Genomic DNA, 24,480 nt, shown 5'->3' with positions numbered 1-24,480 from the left:
ATTCTCCCGGACCGGTTGTTCTCTCAACGCTCCTGACCTAAACCGGCCACAGCTCGATCGTCACCGGTGGATTCCCGTACGGCGAATGCTGGGTGACCGTAGGTCCGTAGCGCAGCCGCGGATCCCGTTCCAGGCGCTCATCGGCCGCCGCATCACCAGCGTCCGCGGCCAACAGCAGCCGAGCGATTTCGTCCGCATCGGCATCCGTGATCCCCATCGCAACGTCGTCCCACAGCAACGCTTCGTGGCCGATCCGGTGCAGAGCCTCCATGATCACGTACATCCGGATGAAGCCCGGACCGGACAACTCCGAACCGGGAGCAACGCCGTACATGGCAGCATCGAGTCGGCCGGCGCGATACCCGGTCCAGACCTCCGCGGCGGTCTCGAACGGCGCTCCCGCACCGGTCTCCATGTCGCGGACGTCGAACGCCCAGCTGCCCGGCTGGAGTTCGGGATCGAGCCGCTGCCAGCGCGTTCCGTTCCACCATTCGGCGACGACGTGGTCACCGCGGAAGTCCGGGGCGAAGGTGAAGCCGACCCGGGTTCGCGCCGGAATCCCCTACTCACGAAGGGCTGCGACCGCCAGCAGGGCGTGATCACGGCAGCACCCCGCGACCCGGTCGCCAGGTGGTCGCGGAGCGAGCAGCGGGCGCGGATGCCGCGCCTGATTGATCTCCAGAATGGCGCCGATCCAGCGCGCGTTGATCTCGTCCCGACGATCCTCGCGCATCAGGTGGGCCTCGGCGCGATAGTGCAGGACGAGGTTGTTGACCGCCGTACAGATCTCCTCGAGGCTGGACAGCTCACGCAGCAACGCGCCGTACGAACCCGGGTCGGAAAGACAGAATGCATGCTCATCCCTCGATCCTGCCGTCATTTCTGGTGACATTTCAGGGATTTAACTGGTCTACCTCTCTCGCCTGATCGTGCATTTCCACGGCATGGCGGTAGCGCGGTCGACTGTCGAATCAGCAGACTGAGGTGCATGCGGACCCTCGTTGCACTGCTGGTGGCCGGCCTGACGCTGAGTGGCGCGCCGACCGCGCACGCCGCGGACCCGCCCGTGACCGTCACCCTGAGCCGCAGCAGCGTTGCGGTCTCCTCGCTGAACACCGTGCCCGTCACCGTCACGGTCGAGGGCTCCTACAGCAATCTCTCGTTCACCAAGGACCTCTTCGTCCAGTTCAAGCGGACCGGCGGTACCGGTCCGCTGACCGAGATCTCGTCGATGCCGCTGCCACTGATCGAAGGCGACGGCACGCCTGGCGTGTGGAAGGGCACCGTCAACGTGCCGTCCACAACCAACGGAACCCTCGAAGCGACCACGGTGGACGCCTACGAGTTCGTCGCCGGCGAACCCGCCAGCAATCCGGTCCCAGTGGCGAATCTGCCCAAGCTGACCGTGAGCGGCGTCCACATCCCCAAGGTCGTGTCGCTGCTGACGCCGAAGGTGGTGCCGTACGACAAGCCGTGGACGGTCCGGTACACCGTCCTCGACTCGCAGACCGGCAAGCCGTACGGAACCAAGCTCAAGCTGCTCTTCGGTTTCGAGGAACGCTGTCTCGAGAACAGCCCCGGCGAATCCGTCCTGACCGACACCAGCGGCAACTTCACCCGCGCCTTCCCGGCCAACCGGTACGGCGACTACACCAGCTGCCTCGAGATCCCCGGCAAGCCCACCAAGATCGCCTACCTCGAGACCCGCGTCAAACGCCCCGCGGACATCACCGCGGCGCCGTCAAAGACGAGCGCCCCGGTCGGCACCATCGTCCCGGTGAACGGCTCGGTCGTCCAAGGAACCAACTGCCAGGTCATCCTTCAACGCCTGTACGGCGCCTCCGCGTGGCGCGCGGTCGGCTCCAGCACGGTCCGGGTGAGCGGCCGGTTCACCCTCACCGCGCAACCGTCGTACAAGGGCAACATCCCCTACCGCGTCTACCTCCCCACCTGCTTCGACAAGGTCGCCGGCACCACCAAGCCCTTCACCATCCGCGGCACCTGAGTTGACCTGCTGACTTGACCTGGAGCGCGCTCCAGGAGGAACGCTCATGGTCATGAGCGAAATCAACCTTGCCTTGGGCGCGATGGAATTCGGGACCCGGATCGACGAGAAGACGTCGTTCGCCCTCCTCGACCAGTACGTCGCCGAGGGTGGCGTGTGGATCGACACGGCGGACTGCTATGCGTTCTGGCAGTCGGAGAGCGGCTTCGGCGGTCAGAGCGAGGAGCTGCTCGGCCGGTGGCTCGCGCAGCGGCCCGGCGTACGGGAGAAGGTCCGTATCGCCACCAAGGTCGGCTGGGAGCCCCTGGTCGTCGACGGCTTCCCTGAGCAAACCGAGGGCCTCGGTACGGCGGCCATCGACGCCGCGGTCGAGACCTCGCTGCGCCGGATGGGCATCGACCACATCGACCTGTACTGGGCACACCGCGACGACCGCAACACCCCGATGGACGAGACAATCGCTGCCTTCGGCCGGCACCACGCGGCGGGCACGATCGGCCGGGTCGGCCTGTCGAACTGGGCTCTCTGGCGCGTCGAGCGCGCCCGCGGCCTCGCCGCCAACCTGGGCGTTGTCGAGCCGACCGCCATCCAGTCGCGCTACTCCTACCTTCAGCCGCGCCCGTTCGTCCGCGGCCACGTCCACGACCACCGCTTCGGCTGGGTCACCGATGAGACCCTCGACTACGTCGAGAACCAGCCGGCCTGGGACCTCTGGGCCTACACCCCACTGATGTCGGGCAGCTACGAGCGCGAGGACCGCCCGATCCACCAGGCCTTCGACCACCCCGGCACCACCCGCCGCCTGGAAACCCTCAGCAAGGTGGCCGCCGAACTCGGCGTCAGCCGCAGCACCGTCGTCGTCGCCTGGCTCTGCGGCGGCACTCCGCCGATCCGCCCGATCATCGGAGCCAGCCGTCGTGAGCAGCTCGCTGCCGCAATCGAAGGCGCCCGCCTGGACCTCGGAACTGACCTCCGCACGGAGCTCGACCGCCCCTGGTAGGGCCTATCCCTCAAGCGCGCTGTAGTGAGCGATCTTGTCATCCAGAACACCGAGCGCGGCTTCCATCCGCGTCATGTGCTCGATCAGCGCAACCCGGCGCTCGCGCAAGAACTCCACGCGCGACGCCGGGTCCCCGGTCGACCGCAACAGGCCCGTAAACCGTTGCAGATCAGAGATCCCCAACCCAGCCTCACGCAGACACGTCACCACCCCGATCCACGCCAGGTCGCCCTCACTGAACACCCGTCGCCCACCCGGCAAGCGCTCGATCGGCCCGATGAGCTCCTCGCGTTCGTAGTACCGCAAGGTGTCCAAGCTCAACCCAGTCATCTCCGCGGCCTCACCAGGCGAATACGTCTGCGTCATGACCCGAGCGTACGTCGTACCGGAGTCGGCGGCGTGTCGTCGCCACCGCGGACGGGGCGGTCGATACTCGACGTGTGGAGGGGGACAACCGCATGAGCGAGGAATCGACGGGCGAGGGCGGCAAGAAGAAGGAGCGGCCCGATCGGATTCAGAACTTCACCCTGATCGTCACCGCGATCACCGCGCTGGCAGCCCTCGGAAGTTCAGCCGCGACCGGATACGCCCTGATCTACACCCGGGACTCGGTAGAGGCCAGCCGACAGCAACTCCGGCTCGCCGAGCAGGGCCAGACCACCGAACGCTACGGCCGGGCCGTCGAGCAGCTGGGCAGCCCCGCCCTCGACGTACGGGTCGGCGGGATCTACGCCCTGGAACGCATCATGCGCGACTCGCCACCCGATCAGCCGGCCATCATGGACGTCCTGCAGACGTACATCCGCGTCCACAGCGCCACCCGAGGCCGCCCGCCCGCCATCACCAAGGTGACCGCCGAACGGCTTCTACCCGCCGCGCCCGCAGACCTTCAAGCGGCTCTCACCGTGATCGTCCGCCGCGATCACAACCACGACGGCGGTCGCAAGATCGATCTGAGCTACACCAAACTCTTCGGCGCCGACCTCAGCGACGCCTACCTTGTCGGCGCCGAACTCGAGGGCGCCGACCTCACCGGCGCGACCATGTTCCCGGGCGAATCTGACCACCGCCCATCTCCTCAGTGCGAACCTGTCCTTCACCTCCTGCCGCTGGCCAACTTCACCGACGCCGGCATGGTCAAGGCAGTGCTGGTGAACACCTTCGCCTACAACGCCAACTTCAACGGTGCCGACCTGGCGTACGCCACTCTCAACCGCACCTTCCTCGACGGCACGACCTTCAAGGGTGCAGACCTCACCAACGCGCGCATCATCAATCCGGTGCGCGGCGACTTCACCGGCGCTCAAGGTGCCCGAGTGACCGCCAGGTAGTTCTCCACAACCTTGACTAGTCAAGGTAAATCCTTGTACTTTTGTTACCTTGATCAGCCAAGGTAGTGGAGTTGTGATATGCGGGAAGTCGTCCTCCCCCGTGGAGACGTGCAACTACGCGGTACGGCGTCCGGTTCCGGCCCGACGGTTTTGCTCCTCCACGCCGGTGGTGAACAGCGCAGCGTGTGGACCCCCGTTGCCGCCGTACTGAACGAGCGCAACCTGCGCACCGTTGCCTACGACCTCCGCGGCCACGGCGCCAGCGCCGGCCAAGCAACCACCCTTCAGGCATTCGCCGACGACGTCACGGCAATGATCTGGCACGAGCCGCCACCCCTGGTCGTGGTCGGCGCCTCCCTCGGCGGCCTAGCGGCCCTGGCTGCTCTCGCCGACCCCTACACAGCCCGGGACGTGGCCGGCCTGATCCTCGTCGACGTCGTACCGATTCCCGACTCAGCCCGCGTCCGCACCTGGCTCAACGACCGTGGCCTAGCGCACGAACACGCCGAGCTGGTCGACGACATCCTCAACCAGCCAACGACAATCCCCACCCCCGACCTACCCGTCCTCCTCGTCCAAGCCGGCCCAGACTCCCCACTCACCGACACCGACGTCACCCGCTTCCGCGCGACCAACCCCACCCTCACAGTCGCCCAGATCCCCACCGCAAGCCACCTCATCGCCCACGACACCCCCACTGAACTAGCCCACCTCATCGCCGCCCAAGCAACCGAATGGCTGCCCTCATGATCCGGCTCCTCAGATTCCTCAGCGGGACCGCGGCTATCATCGGCAGCATTTGGTTCGTCGTCTCCTGCGGCACCGCCCTCTCCGGCGACATGTGCGGCGGCAGCAAGATGAAGCCGGGCGACGTCTGCGTCCGCTCAGGCGGAGGCACCACCACCTACGCAGAAAAGGCCGCCGCGAAAGACCGTGCCCCACAGCACCTGAAGAGCGCCGGCGCGCTCTTCGCAACAGGCGTCGTACTGAACATCACCGCATCCGCCCTCGCCCTGCGCCGCGAACCAGACCCAGAGACCTAGCTCGTCATACCCTGCACAAGTGACAGCAGCGACCGGGTACGACGGACTCTCCACCCGCCTCATCCCCGAAGCAGACCTGAGGACCTTCCTCCTGACGTGTTTCGGTACCCCCGAACAAGAGCTCTTCGTCGCTCACCAAGACAACGTCGCGACCACCCTGGCCGACGTACCCGAGGAGCAACTCTTCGCAGTCTTCTGCACCTGGTGGACCGTCACCGGCGACTTCGCCATGGGCTTCAGCCTCGGCCTCAACGCCACAGCCGCCACCCGAGTCGGCCGCCAAAAGTTCACCCATCGACTAGCCGTCACCTTCACCACCAACATCCTTACCGGCGACCAAGAGCCCCCAGGCCTCTGGACCCTGACCCACCCCGACGGCACCACCAGGCTCGTAGCCCTGGACGAACACGACGACCAGTTCCACCTCAGACCACCAGATGTTCAGTGAATGAACGTCAGCTACGCCCGCACCCGCCCACCCTCAGGTTCCCCCGGGCTACCGCCCGGCCCAGCGGGCTATCGCCCGGTGGCGCACGGCCGCACCCCTGATCACCGAATTCGGTTGGCCGCCGCTGCTCCGGACGGGCAGAGAATCAGCAGACAACTCTCCACCTTCACGTCGTCGACAACAGCTCCCCACGCAGTCCCCGTCGTACCAGCAAACTGCAGAACCGCAGTCGACGACAGCAAGTTCGTGAAGTAGAAGCTGCGATACACCCACCCCATGTTGCCGTTGTTCTTCCCAGCAATGCTGAACGTAAAGGCATCAACCTCCTGCCCGTTAACCGCAACCTTGCCGCTCTTCACCGCCGGCGGCCCCTCCGGGTTCCCTGCCACAGCAAACGTGACCTTGTACGTCGTCAGCAGCTGCGCAGGCAGAGTCCGAGCAACCGCACCGTCATTAGACCCGTTCAGGTCCAGCGACTGCCGCCCCTCAGCATCAGTCCAGTCGGTAGTCAGATCAACGCTCCCCGACGTCACCGTCCACCCATCAAACTGCTGCCCAGCAACGTAATCCTGGAACTCAACCGTCAACCGCGGACTCTCAAACCCATTAACAAACCCCGCCGTAGCCGCCGCCGGCCAAGCACTCACCCCAACCAGCCAAACAGACAACGCCACAACCAAAGCCACACGACGAACTCTCGGCATAGCAAAGCCCTCCCCAGGCAGCAGACCCGTCTCCCGTCACCGTCCCCGGCGCCCACCCGGACCGTACCCACCAAACCCCCACCCCTCACTCCCACCATCCCCAACCCCCGACACAATGCAGTCCCTTCCCCCGCACGCTACGCAGTCGTTCCTTCGTCACTCCCGCTACGCACGCCCCCGCCCACCCTCAGCCCCCTCCGGACTACCGCCCGGCCCAGCGGGGCTACCGCCCGCCATCGACCACTCGTGGCCGGCGTTCATCCGCCAACTGCCCGCCGTCATGGGCTAGCGGTGTGGCTCGGCGCGCAAACCGGCGCCTCAAGTAGTGCCATGGCAGCGAACGGAGGGCCGTATTCCACGCTCTGGCAGATCTGGCGCGCACGCATTGACGACGGCGAAATCATCGGCGTCGCATCACTCTTAGGCCTATTCCACGTACTCGCATTCCCCACAGGCTGAGGCGGGCTAGGTCAATCGTTCCAGCGAGGGGTAGACAAGCGAGCTAAGGATCCGCGCAGCTGCGGCCGCCCCTTCGAGCGGCTCCAGATCCAGAGCTCGTTCGATGAGGATCCTGGTCGCAGGATCGACCTCTTCTTGATGCTTCTCGTAGAACTTGCGCGCACCTACCGCATTGTCGAGCAACAGGGCACTGGAGACGGTGGCCGCTATGGGATGAGTGCCAATCGTCCCCGTCCAGCCAAGACACTCACCAGCATTCTGAGCGGCTTTAGAGCAGTCGACCGGTTCCAAGTCGACTGGATCAACGTTCATAGCCAGGGATTCTAGACAGGGTCCAGCACCACCATCGAGCCGAAGGACATGAACATCCCTTGCACGCGCACTGCGATTCAGACGACAGGCCGCCTAGCTCGCTCGATGCAGCTCAGTTCGACTTATCCGCTGCGGACGACGGCACTGGCTCGCTGGGATACAACTCATTCCAAAGCCAGGCCAGGAACTCTTCGTCGGTTGCCCAATCGTCGTAGCCCGACGCGATGCCGATGGCGTTCGGACGGAGTCCCTCACGCCCTCCGCTGACAAGTTGGGCAAGCTCCTGCTTGAAGGCCGCCATCTTGTCACCACCGCCATCTTGACGTGCCAACTGCACCAGCTCGGCAAAATTATCGTGGCGGACCTCGGGGTGGTAGTAGGTCTGAATGATCTGGAGAAAGGTCGCGAAGGGGACCGCATCATCCTCCAACCAGTACATTCTCGACTTAGACACAAGAACTCCCTTCATAATCTACTGTTGAGCAGGTTCAGCGAAGATGGTATTTATCTCGTAGCGCCGCGCCGAATCATTCCTCTTGAACTGGACCACGAAATGACCGTCCTCAAATGTCGGGATCCGCTCGGCCCGGGGCTCGGGAAGGTCGCCAAGATCCTGGCCGGCGGCGCGCGCCCGAGCCCATTGTTTGCGCTCTAACTTCGACTGAGGCCAGTCCCCCTTCAAGCGAAAGCCCGAGCAATATTCGTGTCCATTCGGTCCGAGAACGTCCGCGATCGGAATCACGATCGGGTGGGGTTGAACGTCGTTCCAGCCGGTTTCGAGCGCTTGCCGCACCTTAGGTTCTTCACTCAGCACGACGACAACGGCAGCGAACGCCCTGGCGTCGTGCACTCTCGTCGCGAACTCCGCACAGTAGTGCAGATCTGACGCTCGGAATCCATCCGCGCTCTGCGCCCGCAACTCAGGATCTGATTGTGCCGGATCTTCGAGACGCGCAACTCGATCGGCGTACATCTTGTCGTCGCCCATTGGTCCGTGCCGGATGTGCGCATGACCGGCGCCTTGATCCAACGACGCGTAGACGCTTTGAACCTCCGGCTCACAGTCGGATACAGGCGCGAGCCACGGGCGCTGTTCCTTATTGGCCGCGACGTAGGCAACTGCATTCGCCTTATCGACGCTCCTCTGATCGACATCCTTGGCATCCGTAGGCGAGTCGGCAGTATCAGGGGACGCTGGACGGGAAAGATTCAATTGAGCAGCATCCCACCGGTCGAGCCGTATCTTGAGCGAGTCGCCTTTAACATCGGAGTCCAGAGCCATGGCAGCGGTTGGATCGGCGCTCCTGTCTGCTCGACCTGGGTCATCGTCTACGCCAGTGTTTTCCGGTCCCGTCTCTTCGGTCCCGTCGCTGTCGGTTGACGAGTGCCGTTGGGATTGCTCGACGGGAGGCAGGGATCTGTCTGGGCTGGCAGGGTCGCCGTTCTGTATCGCTGTTTCGGACACATCAGCGGTCTCGGGCTCAGCCCAGTCTTCTTGTGCCTCGTTATCGAGCGTCTGTGTCCTCCGATCGCGACCACGGGTACCGTCTTCATTTTCCGAGCTGGCCTCATCGCCGGATCCCCAGCCGAGGCGGGTGAATGCCGGGTGCTGGAGCATCTTTGCGCGCAGGTCCGCGGGTGGGTGGTCAGACTCATCCCGACTGGTCGGAGGCGGATCACTGGCTGGCTGTGTGACCTCCGACGATGCATCGCGTCGGCCTCGCTGGTCGACGGAGTCGACCGCGTCACGAACCGACCGAGTCGAGGGTTCATCCGGCCGACGTGCCTGAGCCTCGTCCGGCTGCGAGGCGGGTGTGTCCCTAGCTGAATCAGCCGAGGGCGTGGGGTGATCGTCGACGGTTCGGTCTCCGCGACCGATGGGTTCCTGCGGCCTGGGGTCGTCGAGGTCCCGCTGGCGGTCGACAGCATCCGGGTTGGGCCGCTCGACCGGTAGATCTGGAGTGGAGGCATTGTCGGAAGGGCGGCGGTCCGGTTCATTAGGTTCGGGCCTGCGTGGTCGGTCCATGGCGCTACTCGCCCGCGCTTTCCAGCGTCCGGAAGACGTGGCAATGCCACTCACCAGGGACAGCCAGGCCGTGCGTCGCTTCGAGTAGTTGCGCGTACGGATCGGTGGCCGTGGACAGACTGGCCGCGGCACGAAGCAAGGTGCCATTACCGAGCAGCAGTGTCGGCGGCACGTTGGCAGACCCGACCTTCAGGTAGCTCCAGATCTGCTCGTCGATCGTCGATCCCCACAGCTTCAACCCTCGCTTGCCCCACTCGTCGGTCGAAGGGTGCGGCGCGTCGGTTGGCCCGGTGTAGGTCCGCAGGGCGTCGGCAACATCGGCGAACCGGAATGCGCCCGCCTGCCACTCGATCTCCGTCGCCGCGCAGCCGAGGTCTTGGCCGCTCACGACTCGACGCACGACCTCGACCAGATGATCGGCGAGCCCCGCCGGTACGACGTCGCTTGCGATCGCCTGCAAGCGCCCGAAAACGGCCGATCCGACTGACTCGTCGATCGCGTACTCGACCACCTCTGACGAGACGTCGTTGAACCCCCATGGGGATTCGGGCATCGGTCTGGGTGCGGCGACCAAGTGAGCCACCGTCAGCAACTCGACCCACAACACGAATCGGGGGTTGTGCTCAAGAAGCTGGGCAACATCGGCAGCCTCGCGAACTGTGGAAAGCCGCTCGCCACTACCTGCCCCGCGCACGGTGTCTCGGCGACCGGCGGCCTTTACTGTCGGCGCACTAAGAGCTCGTCGCTCGCGTGGCCCGCCATGCGGAATGCGAACGCGAACCGGTCTGTCCATGCCGTCGGTAAAGACGGCGGCCTGACCAGGTGGCAGCGACACGACGGCTCGGGATTGAGGCTCGTCGAGGTTCATGGTGGCACCGACGGTCTCACGATCATCAGCAGCAGGCAGCCGGTGCAGGATCTTGAGAGCCGAGTTCTTGACCACATCGGGGATGACCTTGCTAGGAATCTGCTCCGCAACAATAATGCCCTCGCCATACGCGCGGATCTCAGCAAGCAGACCCGCAAACATCTCCACCGCATGACTAGTAGTGCCATCAGTACTTGCCTTGAGCAAGCGATGCGCCTCTTCAACGACGGTCACGTGGCGCAGGTTCGAAGACGGTCCGCGGCGCACGCGGAGGTGTTCGACCAGCCGGATCAGCACGACGCCCATGCAGAAGGCCTTGTCCTGGTCGTCACCAACGTCTTCAAGCTCTAGTACGACATTGCGGCTGAGCAAGTCAGCAACATCAAGCGGATATCCCCCACCGAGAAACCGCCCAGGCGTCCCGAGGAGCAACGAGTTCAGACGGACGTCCACGAAGCCACGAACGTCCGCCGCGAGCTCAGCGCCGTACCCAATGTCATCAACGACCGTGCGCGCTGTCGTCTGCAGGTCGCCGAGCGACGGATACTCGGTCCCACCCCGACTCAACGCCAGATCCCATCCGTACGACGTATAGCACCGGCTCAACGCCTGACTGAGCACCTGCGGAAACGGTTCGTGCGCTTCGAATGCGGCCAGGAAGAGCGCACGCACGAGATCGAGGTGCGTTTGCAGCGGAAAGCCAGCCTCCGGCTCTAGCGGGTTCAAACTCAGCGGTACGGCGTCAGGGTCGCCGAGCCGAATGACCGCAACACTCGACTCCGACCCCAACCGACCGGCCATGGCGGCGTACTCGGCCTTCGCAGGCTCAATCACCAACCACGGCACGGACGCGTCAGTGAGACCTTCGAGCAGATGACGAATCGTTTGCGACTTCCCGGAGCCGGTCGCGCCGGCGACGAACGCGTGCCGGTTCAACGTGTTCTGCGAGACCGTCATGCCCCCGACCGCACGCCCCGACGCATCGATGACCTCGCCGAGCGGGATGCCGTCCGGCGGAGTCTCCGGCGTCAGGTCGAAGCGCACCTGCTCGACCACGCGGACACCGGCGATCTCACGCACCGGCGGCCGCCCGATCGCCGCAAGCAACTCCCCCGTCGCCTCGAAGCTAGTAGCTTCGGCGCCAACCGCAGGCAGCGCGCTCAAGGCGTACGGCGTGGCGTGCAGGTCGGCCGCCCCGGCCATGGTCTGCGCAACCAGCCTCGCAGTGACTTCATCGGCTCCACCTGCAAGGATCTGCACCAACCACAGACCGCCCTGCGCGGCCGAGAAGTCGCGGTACCGAGCGCGATTCCGCTCCAACTCAAGAGCATCCCGACCCGAGACCTTCTCTCGGTCCAGCCCGATCGTCATCTGCAAATGAAGGTCGTCAAGCAGCTCGGCCCGATCCTGCACCCCGATCGGGACAGCCCGGACAACCCAGGCGAAGGCCGGCAGAGCCTCAGCTAGATCCTCCAGTATCCCGGCCGGTTCAACCTCGGCCTCAGGCAGAGCAGTCAGTACGTCGTGCCGGCCGTCCACTGCCACCCAGTGCGGAAATTCCACCGGGTCCGCAGGAACAGCCCGCGCACCCACCGGATAGGACACCGCGCCGTCCACAGGTTCGATCCCCACCCGGACCTCAATCGGCCCGCCGGCCACCGCGCGAGTCCAGCAGCAGCTGAACGGCCGCCCCGCCGACGCCTCGAGCATCAACGCAGGCAACAGCCCGCGCCGAAGCGCGGTCAGCCGTTGCGCTGCGCCCGTATCCGGCCCACCGGCCAACGGCACCTCAGCGATGCGCCACTGCGGAATCACGAGGAACCCAACCGCGGATCGCAGTCACCAAGCCGCGGACTCGCCGGATCAAGCGGGTCCACCATCACGAATGCCGTCGGCGACAGCCCTTGCAGAACCGTCGGCTCCATCGAGTACTCATACGTGCGCTGATACCCGACCGACGTACTCTCCGTAGACCCGCTCGACTCCGAACTCGAGGTCGCCTCCGACCACGACGTACCGCCGGTTGTCGACGACGAGTACTGCTCACCCGCGGTCTTGGACCCAGATCGGTGCCGCCGGCTGAACAGCAGCCCGAACGTCGCCTGCCGACTGTCCGACGTCTGTACGCCGACCGAATCGCTAGTCGAGGCGCTATTGCCACGCGTAGTGCTGTCGGACGTTGAGGTGGACGTGTTCGTCCCGTGCGAGTACGTGAACTGGCTGGCCACCAGCCGATGCTGCCGACCGATGAAGGTCGCAGCCTGCTCGGCTTCCTTCGCGTTCCCGAGGCGCATGAACAGTACGGCGTCCCCGCCGCCGAGGAGCTCCACAGCGCTGTCACGCAGATGCGCGAACAGCAGCACAAGCCGGATCCCGTTTCGCCGACAGATGCTGTCGAACCGCTCGAGCTCCGGCCGCGCCACAGCATCCGCCCCAGCGATCACGACGATGCGCTCTCCCAGTCCCGACAACTGCCCGCGCTGGATCCGGACCATCGTGATCTGGAACATCAGATGCCGCAGCAGCGAGGCAGACAGCTCCGACTCGCGTGGCGACAGCTCGAAAACCCGCAACGAAACCTCGTCGCCATCCCACTCGTCCGTCGGCACGTCACCCGTGACAGCCGACAACCGCTGCACACCAGCAGCCAGCCGGAACAACCGAGCCTCCGCCGTACGCCGGGCAGACTCGCTGAGCAGATCAGCCAGCTTCATGTACTCCGCACGCGTCAGCTCACCGCGCTGATCCGGCGTCAACTGCCGCAGCAACACCTGAAACGCCAGATGCAATCGCGTGAACGTAACCGGACCCTCGGTCAAGCACTCAACGACCTGCTGGACCAGGCTCGCGTCAACACCCCGCGACTCGTTCTGCTCAGGCTCCGCCCCGCGCAGCCCCTCCGCGATCACCACACCGATCTCATCCGGGCTCAGCCCGGTCAACGGATTCAAAGCCTTCGCTTCATCCGGTACGACGGCCGACCGGATCGGCGCACCGTATTCGGATGCCATGCGGCGCAACGGTTCGACCACAGCATCCTGGGTGAGGTCGAGCACCACGAGCCGCCCGCCCGCACTCATCAACGAGCTACCCATCGCCAGCAACGCAGCACGCCAGCCGGCCGCAGTCCCGCCGTACAGGTCGACGCGCTCCTTGGTCACCGGACCGACAGGAACCCACGGACGCACCCCACTGACCTGAAGGGCCTTCGTCTGCTCCCGCTGACTCAACTCCTGTTGCCAACCCTGTACGTCGCGCTCGAATCCGGCCATCGTGGTGACACAGTCGGCCAGCCAGCGCTGGTGCTCGTTGACCGCAGCCCGACGCAGCATCTCCGGACGCCCCCAACGCAACCACCCAAGACCGACGGCCACCGCGGCGGGCACCAACGCCAGCAAGGGATTGACGACTACCCCGACCACGCCCGTAGCAACAACTGCCCCGACCACCGCCCAGCTCAACACGGGACTTACCCGCGCGGCTGAAGCCCGCTTGGTCTCAAGCGTCGCGAGCGCCGACGGCGGCGGTATGACGGGCACTGGCGGGTCCTGCTGCTCAACGACCACCACCTCTTGTCCGCGATACTCCCAACCCCACTGCTCAGCCTCACGAGTTGCAACGGTCGGTTCAGCCATGCGCCGCACCATTCAGCCGTTCCAGCACCACACCACGCGCCAGGTCCGCAAGCACCGCCTCAGCCTCAGCCACAGTTGCCGACGCCCGGCCGACCGTGGCCTCCCACTCAGTGTCGTCAGCGACCGTGAACCGCCGACGACATCCAGCACAATGCGTCGCCGACGGCTCAGACCACGACGCACAGTACGAACATCGACGAGCCTGAAGCATTCGCACAGCCGTAGAAAGCCGTCGACGCTCCAACAACGCCCGCTGCCAACGAGCCTGCGCCTGCGGCAAGTACTCAACCAACTGCTGATCCGTGAAACTCATCCCCCGACTAGCCAGCACGGCCGCGGTCAATCTCGCGACCGCATCCCGGTGGGCCGCCGTCGCCTTCCCGATCGGCCCCACAGTCACCAGCAGCGGAAACCAGCCAAGCGTCTGCAACCGCAGAGCCGCCCGACCGCGATTCCACCGCACCGACATGCTCGAGCTGTCATCAGAATCCGCCACCCAGCCGGTCGGCCGCAGCGCCGTCTCGAACAACGCCCGCTGAGGGGCGTCCAGCGCCGCATGAGGTAGCAGCAAGTGGGTGTGCTGGCGACGTCCGACCCCGGCACCCTTGACAGCCACTACACCCTCCCAGTCACCGGCGGTCACCCCAGCGGACCACCCCAACCTCACTCTAGTTACTCAACGTGCCCACCGCACCACAGAACCCGTACCCTCACGGGAACTCGGTGCGACTGCAGGACGCTGGAACGAAAGCTTCGCTTGAGGGAATCTTGCGTACCGTGATTGCGTCGGATCTCATTGTAGTTGGCTGAAGCTATGACTCCGGAGGGTCCGATTGGTAAAGCTCCATGCTGGCCGAGGGATGACGGTCATCCGCGTCTCGACACATAGCGATCGCGTCGCGACAAAGTACCGACGCCTCGCTATGTGGCCCATCGCGCTTCTTGCTGCATGGTTGTCAGCGCTGCTCCTGGTGAGCATCATCAACGCGGTCGTGTCAGCCCTATCCGGCCACAAGACTGAGTGGGAGCAGTTGCACGGGATACCAATCGGCAGACTCGCACTTCTGGGAGCCGCCGTTGCCATCGCCTTTGCGCACCGGCGCATCAGAGCCGCCGCAGATGCAATCGCGAAACCGATCTTCCCTCGGCCGGCACGGTCGGAGTGGCCAAGCTACGCACGCGGCCTCGGGGTGGCATACGCGATGGTCGGCGCCGCCTCCTTCATCCTTGCATGGACTGCCGTCTCACTGATTGCGTACAACATCCTGGAGCTCTGGGCTGACGGCCCTCCGCTTAGCGACCTCGTTCTCATCGTCCCGATTGCCGCAGTCTCCCCGCCAGTACTGATCTGGGCCTATCATCTCGGCCGGAACGAACGGCTGAGGCAACTTCAGTCTGCGATCCCACCAGCTCTCCAACGAGCTCACCAATTGCGCGACCACGCCCAGGCCCTCGAGGTCGCCATGCAGGAGGCCACGCTCCTGGCGGACGAATTGCAGGAAACCATTGACGCAGAGAAACGCCTCGTCGCGGACTTGCTGGCCGAATCGACGGAGGCACGCCGCATCGTCGAGATCGAGTCAGACCAACTGACTGCACTTCTCGCCCACCAGGAGCGACGACAACGCCGTTCGACCCGCCGCGAACGCTGGATCAACATTGCGGTCGCTGCCATCAGCCTGATCCTCGGCTACCTCCTGAACCTGGCAAACCCAGGCTTCTTAACCAGCCTCTTTCATCACTGACACAGCATCACCTCCGCAAGCCGAGGCCTTCAGAGGCTCGTGCCCGAGCGGTCGCCTGCGAAACTCTAGGAGCCGTCCTGCATGACCCAACTGTACGAATATGTCCGCGTCATCTTGCTGCAGACCTTGTGGATTCCAATGGTGCTGACGTTGAGCGCAATGTTCTTCTGGATGCCTCTGACACGATGGCGCAGAGCTGTTCGCCAGGCCAGCAGCCTCCGCATCCCGGCAACGGTTGCCCTGATCGGCCCCGGTGTATTCGGTGTACTGCTCTATCTCTTGCTCATTCTTGCCATCTACGAGAAAGATGCGTGGCTTGGCGACGCAACGCTGCTGGTGCTCTGCGGGGTCACCGTCGCTCTCGCCATCTACGTACCGGGCGCCGTGGACCGCTTGGCTGATAAGGATCTGGCCTGGCTCGCCCGGCACGACGTCGATCATCAACAGATCCGCGACCTCGCTCGGGAGCGTGTCCGGTCGAACATAACCACCATCATCGCGCTATCGCTGCCTGCAGTTCCCATAGCGAGCGGACTCGCCGCAGCATGGCGGGGTGGCATGAAGATCCTGGGACTGGCAGCTGCGGCCTGCCTCCTCCCCGCCTTTGTCCTGATGGCAATCATTGTGATTCTCGAGGTACGGATGCGCAGCACTGATGCATTTCTACGGAGACTTGGGCGTGCGTGCGACCCGGAATCCCAACCACCTGCGGAACTTCCGCCGCATGGTCCGTACACGACATTGGAACCCACTCGAGGACCGGCCGAACTGTGGTCCCAGGCACGCGCGCCCGAGAGGTACGCACTCTTAAGCGCGCTAAAGCCCTTGCACAACACGTTATGGCGCAGGGCCAAGACTCTGCCAGGACTCGATCAGAAGCAGCTCATGCTGTCCACGCGCCCGCTCTTCGCGGAGCTGATCGACCTCGCCAACGGCACGCGACCGATCGGGTCGAGCCCGACCATCACTCGGGTGATTCGCGTTGCTGTGCTCGGAGACCTGAGCCCACTTGGCCCAGGCTGGGCAGCACCACGCGACACGACCAACTACCGGGCATGGAACCCCTCCATCGTCCGCCGCGCCGTGGCCATCCTCGCTCTCGTTGGCTCGCTAGTCACGCCGTTCCTTGCGCTGCTCGACAAGTTTCGCGGGTAATCCGGACGTGGCCATAGCCAGGGAGGGCGCGACCCCATCGCATCGTTAGTGGAGTCGGCCCAGCGCATACCCGCGCTGTCTGGGCACGACCAAGCGGTGCGGATTGGCTCTTACAAGCCCTTCTCAACAAGTTCTCTCAAGAACGCAGCACCCACGGCGACTCGGTCCACCGAGTCAACGGAAGGCATGCCCTCGCGGTGAACCTGTGGGATCTTGAGGACAATTCGGTTGTCCGTCACGTCCACGTCCACGTGTGCCTCACACACCATCATGAACCTTGAGTGGAATGCATCGTCATCAGGCCGCTGAAGTTCGAAACCCTCCTTGACCGACCGCATGCCCACCCGGCTGCTCGAAAGTCGAAGCCATCGTGGGTACCACGTGTAGCCGCTGAACCACGGATCAATGGCCTTCGGGCCTGCACCGCTCACCTCCCACGCACCCAGCAAGATCGGATCGCGGTAGTAGCCGTTGAGTTGGGTCGTGCGGAGCATGCACATGGAGTAGCCGAGCACACCGTTCTCACCGTGATATATGCCGGTCAACCCCTGCCGCATTGAGGGGTACTTCAGGAGGTAATAGCGCCAGTCGAAATGCGATGCTTGGTCACTTTCAGCGAGCCGCGCCTCGATAGCCGAGTCGAAGTAGGCGTTGACGTCGACGTCGGTGGAACTCAAGTCGTCCAAGACGCGCATAAGCACGGCTCTCGTATTAGCAAGTTCATCGTGGGTTCCGTCCGTCAGCAGGTAGCGCCACACCGAGTCATGCGCAGGCGAACTCGTTCCGAATTGCCAAGCCTCAGAGCGCCGCCGCCGGCGTTGGTAGTCGCCGGCAGCAAGGAGCGCCCCCGTCAAGCCGAGCCAGTGCGAGGGCCTTGCCATTACAGTCTCGAACGCTGCGGCCCGATGCCGGAAGGTCTTCGCATCGAGTTCGAAGGCACTGAGGGTGCCGCGCAAGAGGGGGTTATCTTCCAGGCGGAACACCGCGTCGGCAAGCTCTGGGTGCGCATCGAGGAAGGCCTGCTTGAGCTTCTCATCCTGGACCTGGTTGCTGCTGAACCGACCGATGGCACCAAGGTCGCCATTGACGATGACCTGCTCGACGTCCCGAAGCAAGGCTGGCATGTTCTGCCGTCTGACCTCGTCTTCAGAGGCCGCAAGCAGGTTCCGTAGGACACGGACGCGACGCGGGAAGTCCTCAGTCTTCTTCGTGAGGTGTAGTAGCACCGCATACAAGTAGAGACTGCTAGGCAGCGTGAACGCTCGATTACCACCGCGCTGGCTCGCGAACAGATGGCAGCACTGCTCGAACAAATTTACAGATGCTGCACCGAAGAGCACGACTTTGCCCGGGTCGTAGGTCTGTTGACCGGGCTCAGCCCTTGAGAAGATCGCTTCGAAGGCAGGCTCGATCTCGGGCAGGTTTGCCCAAACATCGAATGCGTCGAACAGGAACTCGAGGTGCTCAAGGGCCCGCGGATTAGTGTCGCTGAAGATGGCTCGCGCGCGAGGGCCGAGTCTGCCTGTGCCAACCCGACCACCCTCTCGAAGTTCACAGATTTCCGTAACGAACTCGATGTAGCACATGAACTCGTCGTCGACGATGTGGTCACCGCCATGGAACGGCCACAGGAGGTCGGACCACGCTCCGTCTATCTTGTGAGCGAACTCGTCGGCGCGGCCTGAGTATGCGATGTCTTGCTCGAACCTGGCTTTGAAGTTCTCGAACGGCGTCAGTGGCTTGCCGCGTGAGTTCATCTTTATGTAGAGATCCTCGTCGGACTCCATATCGTCAAGAGGTAGCAGATGGAACGAGACCGCAGGCGACGTTTGATCGGTCAGGCGCTCCCACGCTGCCTCTAGATCAAGGCCCGACTCCAGTCGCTCGACCGCCTGGTGGATGGCGTCAATCATCACGAGCATTGCTTGGATACTCGGGTCGTTGCGCCAGACGTGGAGGTACCACGCCTGGTCCGTGATCCAAGTGGAAGGCCTCGCGGTATCGCGCAGCATGGGGTTCGCGGCGAGCCGTTTGCAAAACAGACGCGCACCTGGTCGAGTTGCATAGGAGAACCTTGTCCATGGCGCCTGCGGGTCGAGTTGGCCCGCGGCAGATGCGAGATACCAGTGAAGCAGGAAGAGCGTGGTGAGCCGCTGCTGACCGTCGAGCGGATACAGGGTTCCGCCGTCGATCTTGCCGTAGACGAAGTCAAGGCCCACGGGCTGATCGCCAGTGAGCGCTTCGAGAAGGACCTCCAGGAAGCTGACGCGAATTTCCTTGACCGCGGCGTCAGGCCTCCCCTGCGCATAGTCGCGCTGGATAAGTGGGATCTCGATCTGCTCCACCCTTGGGATGCCCCCGGCCTGTTCATTGAACAGCCCGACATACGAGGTCAGATAACCTTTCATAATGACTCCTCGCCTGCGAACAGATAGCGGTGAAGAACCACACTCATCGCCTCAAGGTAGTAGCGACGATCATCAGCGCTCCAAAAGTGCATCTGTTGCTCGCCCGCTGGGGAGTCGTACTTTAGGAAGACGTTGCGGGTGCATACGGGGATGTACGCTCCGATCCTGTCACGCTCAAGAATCACCGAACGCTTGACGGCAAAGACCGAGTTGTTGAGCGCGCTATTGTCGTCGCTGGATAGCAATGCCAAGTTCGCAATCGAGTCAACGTCACCGTCGCTTGGATCTCCCTCGGACGAGAGCAGGTGGGTCAGCTCTCGCTCGAGCGGACGGAAGTCTGTCTCCTTGATAGCTGCAGACGCCAGGACCGCATCGACTCGCGCGAGCAGATCTGCCTGAGTAGCGATGTCCACGTCATTTAAGGCGGCGACAGCCTTGCGGTGCAGGCGCAGCCACTCCGCCCATTGCTCCGCGCGGTTTAGGCTCTCGGCGTTCTGGGCGTGAATATGCTCCAGCGACCATCGACCTAGAGCGTGCTCGCGGAAGGAATACCGCTCCGAAGACTGCTTCCGCTGCCGAATAGTCTCCACATTCATCAGCAGGAGGACCCGGCTCGTCTTCAAACTTTGGTAGGTAAGCTCCCGTAGACCCGAAGTGGTCAAGCTCAAATGACTGCGGATGAGACCGTCGAGTTCGGCCTCGAACATCGACTTCATCTTGCTGTCGGAGCGGTCGATCAGCGCACTGAACGTCGCCACTCCCTCAGCGATCAGAAAGCCAATCTTGTGGTAGATGTCCCGACTGTCGTACCACCCTAGGATCAGGGAATGGAGGTCTACCACCTTGTTCCACACCGCTTGCGGATCATCATCGATTCTCTTGCGGAGCACCTCGAAGGTGTGGAACAGCGGTCGCTCGCGCCCTGTTGGACCGCCCGCAATGGTGTCGAGCAGAAGGCTTATATGGGTGGGCTCAGCAGACGCTTTCCCGGTGATGAAGGCCCACAGCTCCGGCTCGCGTAGATCACGTTCGATCGTGTCCCATTGGGCCGCGGTCTCAAGCGCGCGGTCTGTGACACCAGCTCGGCCTCGACTGCGTGACAGAAGCAAGGCTTTGACAAGCTCGGCGTCGGTTAGTGGGATGCGACCGACGTTGAGCCGGGTGAACAAGGTACTCGCATCCAGGTCGTCGGGCGCCTGGTACCAGATCACCCGGACGTGCTCGAACAGAGCCCCATAGAACTTGTTCGCAACGAATTGCCGGCGGTGCTCGTGTGCATCGAACCAGGCGCTGATACAGCGGTAGGCCTCGTAGATGTGGAAGAAGTCGATGTTGCGCTCCTGAAACGCAGGGTCGAGCTTCTCCAGATACTGCGCGCTGTCAGGCCGAGTCTCATAGCGCAGGGTGTAACCCGCACCGGCGCTCTGCAGCCCTTCACTCTTCATATATTGGAAGATCAGGAAGAGGGTCGTGAGCCGCTGTTGACCATCAACGAGTTCCCATTCGTCGCCGTGCGGCTTCACCACAACCGGCTGCAGGTAGTACGGCTTGTCGCTGCTCTCCCAGATATCGTCGAGCAGCTTGCGGACCTCGGCCTCACCCCACCGGTAGCCACGTTGATAGGCGGGCACATAGAACCGACCGGAAATGTCACCGACGAGTTTGGGCTCAAGCTCAGCCTCTTGGGCGTCCACCGTCAGAGCACCGAGGCACAGTCGAGGTCTCCGATGGAAGTCCGTCGTCGGATAAGCCTTCCAGCACCACCGGCCTTCAGCCTCGCAGCAACGAGATTGTCGTAGACCTGCCTATGTCCGTGCAGATCGTAGGCAACGAGCAGATTCATTACTCTCCCCCAGCACACAGTGTTACCGCCCCTGGCAGAGCACTATGCACCCGTCACCCTAAGTTGCCAAGGGTTGGGCTGCAGATTGTGAGCTAGGGGCTCACCTCGTTACTTAGAGGCGCTCGCGACGCCGTACCTCTGCACAAGCGCTTCCGTCTTGCGCATATCGTCAGCTCGCAGGGCAAGTGCCACGAGCACGGAGAGCTGCCACGAGTACAGAAGTCTGCGGGCCACGGTCGTCGGTAGTAGCTGAGATTCGGGCACGCCCGCTGACTGGCTCCGTACCGTTCCTGAGGCAGTCGATTTACAGGCCCCGAACCTTCTCAGACATCAGCACTCTGTCCTGGCCGACATTCGGCCGCCAGGCAAGTCGCCATACGTCGGTCTGACCCGGCAAGATCGTCACCATGCGACTTCTCATCCTCGGTGGCAGCTGGTTCCTCGGCCGAACAGTCGTCTCCGACGCATTGGCCCGTGGATGGGAGGTGACCGCCTTCTCCCGCGGCAAGAGCGGCCAACCGCCGACCGGAGCAACCCACGTGGTTGGCGACCGCCGCAACGACGCCGATCTCCACCGCCTGGCTGAGCACGGCCCCTGGGATGCCCTGATCGACACGAGCGCCTACGAACCCGTCGACGTCGCACAGGTAACAGACGGCCTGGCTGATCTGGTCGAGCAATACGTACTCATCTCAACGGTCAGCGCCTACCCCGATTGGCCAGCTAGCCCGGTCGATGAGTCCTCGCCGCTTTGGCCATCGTCGCCGACCTACACCGAGCAATCACCCGAGCTGGCGCACCTAACCGTCGGCGGTCAATACGGCACCCTCAAGGCGGGCTGCGAGGCTGCCGCAATAGAGGGCGCGAAGCGCAGCCTCATCCTTCGGCCCGGCGTCATCTTGGCCCCCGGCGAGTGCGTCGGTCGCGGCCTAAAGCTGCTGGACCGAGCAGCCCGCGGTGGGCGCTGGCTGCTCCCAGCACCTGCCGAACAGCCCATCCAGCCGATCGACGTGCGCGACCCAGGCTCAAGTCGCTCCTCCTCGTGCGTGAAGCGGCGGCGTGGGCGGCGCGCCACGAGACGTCGCAGTTCGATCGAATGCAGCGACTGGCGGCGCATCTGCTTCCGGACAGCCCGTCAGATGATGATCCGAACTGGCTGGACTTCTATGACCGGGCGGAGTTCGACGGCCTTCGAGCCCTCTCCTACGGCCTGCTCGGCGACTCAACTCGATCCGAGTCTCTCTATCGAGAAATGATCGGCCGCATCCCATCGCACCTTCAGCGAAATCGACTGCTCTACACAACCCTGCTAGCCAGATCCTCAGCCAGCAAGGGCGACATCGTTGGTGCAACCGAGGTTCTCACCCCGCACCTCGAATCGGTTGCGGCCAGCGGGTCGCGACGCACCCGTCAACACGTTCAGGCAGTAGCTCGAGCTGCGCGCGCCTCACGATCCTCGCGCGGCATCTCCTTCGCCGACCAAGCACGCCAAGCCGGACTCGACTCGGAGACAGCATGGAACTGACCTTGACCCGCTACACAGGAGCCGAGACGCTCGCTCTGATTCCCGAGCTGAAGCCGCTCTATGCGGACGCATACTCCGAGCCGCCATACGAAATGTCGAATGAGGACATCGAACAGTTCGAGGTCCGCATCACGAAGCATTCCAACTTGGACGGCTTCACGCTAGTCGCCGGCAACGTCGACGGCGACCTCGTGGGCTTCACCTACGGATTCACCTTCCAACCCGGCCGATGGTGGACCGGCATCAAGACCGATCCAGCCCCGGACGACATCGCTGCCGATCCGATCTTCGCGGTGATCGAGCTCGGCATACGCAAAGCGTCCCGGGGCAACGGCTACTCGCGCCAACTTGTTGACGCTCTCCTGGCTGACCGGCCGGAAGGGTTCGCCAGCCTCATCTCACGGCCAGGCGCACAGGCACACGCGATGTACCAACGTTGGGGCTGGAAGAAGGTCGGCAATACCCAGACATATGCCCACTGGCCAGTTGAGGACATCAGCATCCTCCCTCTGCACGACATCAAGTCTTCCTAACCTCTTCAACGAAGGGACCACATCATGTCCAGTCGCCCGTTCGGCATGTCCCACCTCGTTCGCTCCACCGGCGAGCAAGCAGCGTCGGATGACCAGCAGTACGACGCGGAACTGCAGCTCAACACATCTGCAGACGGCATTCCCTTGGTAGCGCAGCCCGGCGCACTCGCCGCCGAGCGATGCCACCCAGGCGACGGCAACGACGACGCCAACGCAATGCTCGCCTGACAGGCCTCGTAAATGGACGACGAGCAGACGGTCCTGGTCCTCACGAACCCGAGAGACATCACCGCCGACCTCGTCGTCCAGAAGCTCCACGAATCCGGAACCCCAGTCTTTCGTTGCGACCTAGCTGACTTCCCAACGGAGCTCACGCTGGAAGCACACAACGATGGCGGGTGGATAGGCGTCCTCCGGCACGCTGACCGCGAGATCAACCTCGCAGAGATCCGAAGCATCTACTGTCGTCGGCCGACCGCCTTCCGGCTGCCGGCAGACATGACAGATGACGAGCGCGAGTTCGCGGCAACGGAAGCACAGGCAGGCTTTACCGGCGTGCTGATGTCGTTGCCGTGTCGCTGGATCAATCACCCAGTCGCAGCGCGCGTCGCCTCCTGCAAGCCCTACCAACTCATGCTCGCCCGCTCATCGGGACTCGTCACTCCACGCTCGATCATTACCAACGATCCGGCCGCGGCCCGACATTTCATCTCCGAACAGCAAGGGCCAGTGATCTATAAGGGCATCGGGCGAGACTTCGCCCAGGACCCCGCCCACATACCAACACCCATCGTCCGTCCCGTCGCGGCGGAGGAGATTGACGAGTCCGTGCGACTGACGGCGCACATCTTCCAGCAGTTCGTTCCCAAGAGCCACGACATCCGTCTGGTCGTGGTCGGAACGCGGATGTTCGGGGTCCAGATCCACGCCCACAGCGAGGACGCGACGCTCGACTGGCGCGCCGACTACGCCCCCTTGACCTACCTACCTGCCGAAATCCCCGACGAGGTACGCACAGGCGTTGCCCGACTGATGAGCCACCTCAACCTGGTCTTCGGCGTACTTGACTTCGTCGTCGCCCTCGACGGCACCTGGCACTTCCTCGAGATCAACACCAACGGCCAGTGGGCATGGCTCCCAGAAGTCGCCAACACGATTGCCAACGCGATCTCAGTCAACCTCGCAACAGCCCTTGCGAGGTTGACTGAGGTCTCAGCCTCCTGAAGACGGAAGCCGTGCTCCTGCTTGTGAGGATCGCCCGTGCCAAATCTGCAAGCTTGACTAGCCAGCCTGGATGTCTGCTCAGCGGACACTTCTGAGAAGAGTACAGCAGCTCGTCGTCCCTGGTTCCGCTCCTCTGATCGGCCTTCGTCGCTTGTCCCGCTATCTTGACCGGAACCATCTCTCCTCGAGAGGCGCCTCGGTAACGTTCTACCGGGG

The 24,480-nt window shown here is 63.7% G+C and carries 24 protein-coding genes; 12 read left to right on the top strand and 12 right to left on the bottom strand.

What is annotated here, in order from left to right; all coding sequences use genetic code 11:
- Positions 1–37 precede the first annotated feature (37 nt).
- Positions 38–415: a hypothetical protein gene (locus tag ACIA49_RS28265; protein WP_396380400.1), complete on the bottom strand. Its 378-nt coding sequence runs from the start codon at positions 413–415 to the stop codon at positions 38–40.
- Between the two features lie 147 nt (positions 416–562).
- Positions 563–880, bottom strand: a complete 318-nt coding sequence (locus ACIA49_RS28260; protein WP_396380398.1) for a hypothetical protein — start codon at positions 878–880, stop codon at positions 563–565.
- 108 nt (positions 881–988) lie between these two features.
- On the opposite strand from ACIA49_RS28260, the gene ACIA49_RS28255 reads away from it, so the two are divergent.
- Positions 989–2,005, top strand: coding sequence for a hypothetical protein (locus tag ACIA49_RS28255; protein WP_396380397.1), 1,017 nt, complete (start codon positions 989–991; stop codon positions 2,003–2,005).
- A gap of 52 nt (positions 2,006–2,057) precedes the next feature.
- Positions 2,058–3,005, top strand: a complete 948-nt coding sequence (locus ACIA49_RS28250; RefSeq protein WP_396380395.1) for an aldo/keto reductase — start codon at positions 2,058–2,060, stop codon at positions 3,003–3,005.
- A 3-nt stretch (positions 3,006–3,008) separates the two neighbouring features.
- Here the strand turns inward: ACIA49_RS28250 and ACIA49_RS28245 are convergent, their stop codons facing one another.
- A complete protein-coding gene (locus ACIA49_RS28245; protein WP_396380394.1) occupies positions 3,009–3,371 on the bottom strand; it encodes a MerR family transcriptional regulator in 363 nt (120 codons plus the stop codon).
- Between the two features lie 92 nt (positions 3,372–3,463).
- Here ACIA49_RS28245 and ACIA49_RS28240 point away from each other — a divergent pair, with 92 nt between their 5' ends.
- From ACIA49_RS28240 to ACIA49_RS28225, 4 genes are all read left to right on the top strand, one after another.
- The gene (locus tag ACIA49_RS28240) at positions 3,464–4,336 is read left to right on the top strand and encodes a pentapeptide repeat-containing protein (RefSeq protein ID WP_396380392.1); all 873 of its coding nucleotides are present in this window, start codon (positions 3,464–3,466) and stop codon (positions 4,334–4,336) included.
- Positions 4,337–4,414: 78 nt separating this feature from the next.
- On the top strand, positions 4,415–5,086 hold the full coding sequence (locus ACIA49_RS28235; RefSeq protein ID WP_396380391.1) for an alpha/beta fold hydrolase: 672 nt from the start codon (positions 4,415–4,417) through the stop codon (positions 5,084–5,086).
- The gene (locus ACIA49_RS28230; protein WP_396380389.1) at positions 5,071–5,379 is read left to right on the top strand and encodes a hypothetical protein; all 309 of its coding nucleotides are present in this window, start codon (positions 5,071–5,073) and stop codon (positions 5,377–5,379) included. Before ACIA49_RS28235 ends, ACIA49_RS28230 begins: the two co-directional genes overlap by 16 nt.
- A 19-nt stretch (positions 5,380–5,398) precedes the next feature.
- A complete protein-coding gene (locus ACIA49_RS28225) occupies positions 5,399–5,827 on the top strand; it encodes a hypothetical protein (RefSeq protein ID WP_396380388.1) in 429 nt (142 codons plus the stop codon).
- Between the two features lie 101 nt (positions 5,828–5,928).
- Here ACIA49_RS28225 and ACIA49_RS28220 read toward each other — a convergent pair whose 3' ends face one another.
- From ACIA49_RS28220 to ACIA49_RS28190, 7 genes are all read right to left on the bottom strand, one after another.
- Positions 5,929–6,531, bottom strand: coding sequence for a DUF642 domain-containing protein (locus ACIA49_RS28220; protein ID WP_396380386.1), 603 nt, complete (start codon positions 6,529–6,531; stop codon positions 5,929–5,931).
- A 465-nt stretch (positions 6,532–6,996) separates the two neighbouring features.
- Entirely contained in the window at positions 6,997–7,302 is a 306-nt protein-coding gene (locus tag ACIA49_RS28215) for a hypothetical protein (protein WP_396380385.1), read from the bottom strand.
- Between the two features lie 112 nt (positions 7,303–7,414).
- A complete protein-coding gene (locus ACIA49_RS28210; protein ID WP_396380384.1) occupies positions 7,415–7,756 on the bottom strand; it encodes a hypothetical protein in 342 nt (113 codons plus the stop codon).
- A gap of 18 nt (positions 7,757–7,774) precedes the next feature.
- Entirely contained in the window at positions 7,775–8,584 is an 810-nt protein-coding gene (locus tag ACIA49_RS28205) for a hypothetical protein (RefSeq protein ID WP_396380382.1), read from the bottom strand.
- A 748-nt stretch (positions 8,585–9,332) separates the two neighbouring features.
- Positions 9,333–12,011 (bottom strand): ATP-binding protein, encoded by a 2,679-nt coding sequence (locus tag ACIA49_RS28200; RefSeq protein ID WP_396380380.1) that lies wholly within the window; start codon positions 12,009–12,011, stop codon positions 9,333–9,335.
- Positions 12,008–13,831 (bottom strand): hypothetical protein, encoded by a 1,824-nt coding sequence (locus tag ACIA49_RS28195; RefSeq protein ID WP_396380379.1) that lies wholly within the window; start codon positions 13,829–13,831, stop codon positions 12,008–12,010. The genes ACIA49_RS28200 and ACIA49_RS28195 overlap by 4 nt, the downstream gene beginning before the upstream one ends.
- Entirely contained in the window at positions 13,824–14,447 is a 624-nt protein-coding gene (locus ACIA49_RS28190) for a hypothetical protein (RefSeq protein ID WP_396380377.1), read from the bottom strand. The genes ACIA49_RS28195 and ACIA49_RS28190 overlap by 8 nt, the downstream gene beginning before the upstream one ends.
- A gap of 244 nt (positions 14,448–14,691) precedes the next feature.
- Between ACIA49_RS28190 and ACIA49_RS28185 the strand changes: the two genes are divergently transcribed.
- Together ACIA49_RS28185 and ACIA49_RS28180 are read left to right on the top strand one after the other, a co-directional pair.
- Positions 14,692–15,576: a hypothetical protein gene (locus ACIA49_RS28185; RefSeq protein ID WP_396380376.1), complete on the top strand. Its 885-nt coding sequence runs from the start codon at positions 14,692–14,694 to the stop codon at positions 15,574–15,576.
- Positions 15,577–15,657: 81 nt separating this feature from the next.
- On the top strand, positions 15,658–16,731 hold the full coding sequence (locus ACIA49_RS28180) for a hypothetical protein (RefSeq protein ID WP_396380375.1): 1,074 nt from the start codon (positions 15,658–15,660) through the stop codon (positions 16,729–16,731).
- Positions 16,732–16,841: 110 nt separating this feature from the next.
- Here ACIA49_RS28180 and ACIA49_RS28175 read toward each other — a convergent pair whose 3' ends face one another.
- Positions 16,842–19,139, bottom strand: coding sequence for a DUF262 domain-containing protein (locus tag ACIA49_RS28175; RefSeq protein ID WP_396380373.1), 2,298 nt, complete (start codon positions 19,137–19,139; stop codon positions 16,842–16,844).
- On the bottom strand, positions 19,136–20,833 hold the full coding sequence (locus ACIA49_RS28170) for a DUF262 domain-containing protein (protein WP_396380372.1): 1,698 nt from the start codon (positions 20,831–20,833) through the stop codon (positions 19,136–19,138). Before ACIA49_RS28170 ends, ACIA49_RS28175 begins: the two co-directional genes overlap by 4 nt.
- Positions 20,834–21,389: 556 nt before the next feature.
- On the opposite strand from ACIA49_RS28170, the gene ACIA49_RS28165 reads away from it, so the two are divergent.
- The 4 genes from ACIA49_RS28165 to tgmB all read left to right on the top strand — a co-directional run bounded on the left by ACIA49_RS28165 (position 21,390) and on the right by tgmB (position 24,264).
- Positions 21,390–22,238, top strand: a complete 849-nt coding sequence (locus ACIA49_RS28165; RefSeq protein ID WP_396380371.1) for an NAD-dependent epimerase/dehydratase family protein — start codon at positions 21,390–21,392, stop codon at positions 22,236–22,238.
- A 259-nt stretch (positions 22,239–22,497) separates the two neighbouring features.
- Positions 22,498–23,040 (top strand): GNAT family N-acetyltransferase, encoded by a 543-nt coding sequence (locus tag ACIA49_RS28160; RefSeq protein WP_396380369.1) that lies wholly within the window; start codon positions 22,498–22,500, stop codon positions 23,038–23,040.
- Between the two features lie 24 nt (positions 23,041–23,064).
- Positions 23,065–23,268: a hypothetical protein gene (locus tag ACIA49_RS28155; protein ID WP_396380367.1), complete on the top strand. Its 204-nt coding sequence runs from the start codon at positions 23,065–23,067 to the stop codon at positions 23,266–23,268.
- Positions 23,269–23,280: 12 nt separating this feature from the next.
- Positions 23,281–24,264 carry an ATP-grasp ribosomal peptide maturase gene (gene tgmB, locus ACIA49_RS28150; protein ID WP_396380366.1) on the top strand — a complete coding sequence of 328 codons (984 nt, stop codon included), beginning with the start codon at positions 23,281–23,283 and terminating at the stop codon, positions 24,262–24,264.
- The last annotated feature ends 216 nt before the right edge of the window (positions 24,265–24,480 follow it).

Source organism: Kribbella sp. NPDC051587 (assembly GCF_044453945.1).
Taxonomy (GTDB): domain Bacteria; phylum Actinomycetota; class Actinomycetes; order Propionibacteriales; family Kribbellaceae; genus Kribbella.
Note: the sequence above shows the minus strand (reverse complement) of the source record. Positions and strands in the feature narration are given on the sequence as shown.

Coding starts and splice junctions, on each gene's coding strand:
- ACIA49_RS28265 (WP_396380400.1), bottom strand. CDS start 415: ATGGAGACCGGTGCGGGAGCGCCGTTCGAGACCGCCGCGGAGGTCTGG.
- ACIA49_RS28260 (WP_396380398.1), bottom strand. CDS start 880: ATGACGGCAGGATCGAGGGATGAGCATGCATTCTGTCTTTCCGACCCG.
- ACIA49_RS28255 (WP_396380397.1), top strand. CDS start 989: ATGCGGACCCTCGTTGCACTGCTGGTGGCCGGCCTGACGCTGAGTGGC.
- ACIA49_RS28250 (WP_396380395.1), top strand. CDS start 2,058: ATGAGCGAAATCAACCTTGCCTTGGGCGCGATGGAATTCGGGACCCGG.
- ACIA49_RS28245 (WP_396380394.1), bottom strand. CDS start 3,371: ATGACGCAGACGTATTCGCCTGGTGAGGCCGCGGAGATGACTGGGTTG.
- ACIA49_RS28240 (WP_396380392.1), top strand. CDS start 3,464: ATGAGCGAGGAATCGACGGGCGAGGGCGGCAAGAAGAAGGAGCGGCCC.
- ACIA49_RS28235 (WP_396380391.1), top strand. CDS start 4,415: ATGCGGGAAGTCGTCCTCCCCCGTGGAGACGTGCAACTACGCGGTACG.
- ACIA49_RS28230 (WP_396380389.1), top strand. CDS start 5,071: ATGGCTGCCCTCATGATCCGGCTCCTCAGATTCCTCAGCGGGACCGCG.
- ACIA49_RS28220 (WP_396380386.1), bottom strand. CDS start 6,531: ATGCCGAGAGTTCGTCGTGTGGCTTTGGTTGTGGCGTTGTCTGTTTGG.
- ACIA49_RS28215 (WP_396380385.1), bottom strand. CDS start 7,302: ATGAACGTTGATCCAGTCGACTTGGAACCGGTCGACTGCTCTAAAGCC.
- ACIA49_RS28205 (WP_396380382.1), bottom strand. CDS start 8,584: ATGGCTCTGGACTCCGATGTTAAAGGCGACTCGCTCAAGATACGGCTC.
- ACIA49_RS28195 (WP_396380379.1), bottom strand. CDS start 13,831: ATGGCTGAACCGACCGTTGCAACTCGTGAGGCTGAGCAGTGGGGTTGG.
- ACIA49_RS28185 (WP_396380376.1), top strand. CDS start 14,692: ATGACGGTCATCCGCGTCTCGACACATAGCGATCGCGTCGCGACAAAG.
- ACIA49_RS28180 (WP_396380375.1), top strand. CDS start 15,658: ATGACCCAACTGTACGAATATGTCCGCGTCATCTTGCTGCAGACCTTG.
- ACIA49_RS28175 (WP_396380373.1), bottom strand. CDS start 19,139: ATGAAAGGTTATCTGACCTCGTATGTCGGGCTGTTCAATGAACAGGCC.
- ACIA49_RS28165 (WP_396380371.1), top strand. CDS start 21,390: ATGCGACTTCTCATCCTCGGTGGCAGCTGGTTCCTCGGCCGAACAGTC.
- ACIA49_RS28160 (WP_396380369.1), top strand. CDS start 22,498: ATGGAACTGACCTTGACCCGCTACACAGGAGCCGAGACGCTCGCTCTG.
- ACIA49_RS28155 (WP_396380367.1), top strand. CDS start 23,065: ATGTCCAGTCGCCCGTTCGGCATGTCCCACCTCGTTCGCTCCACCGGC.
- tgmB (WP_396380366.1), top strand. CDS start 23,281: ATGGACGACGAGCAGACGGTCCTGGTCCTCACGAACCCGAGAGACATC.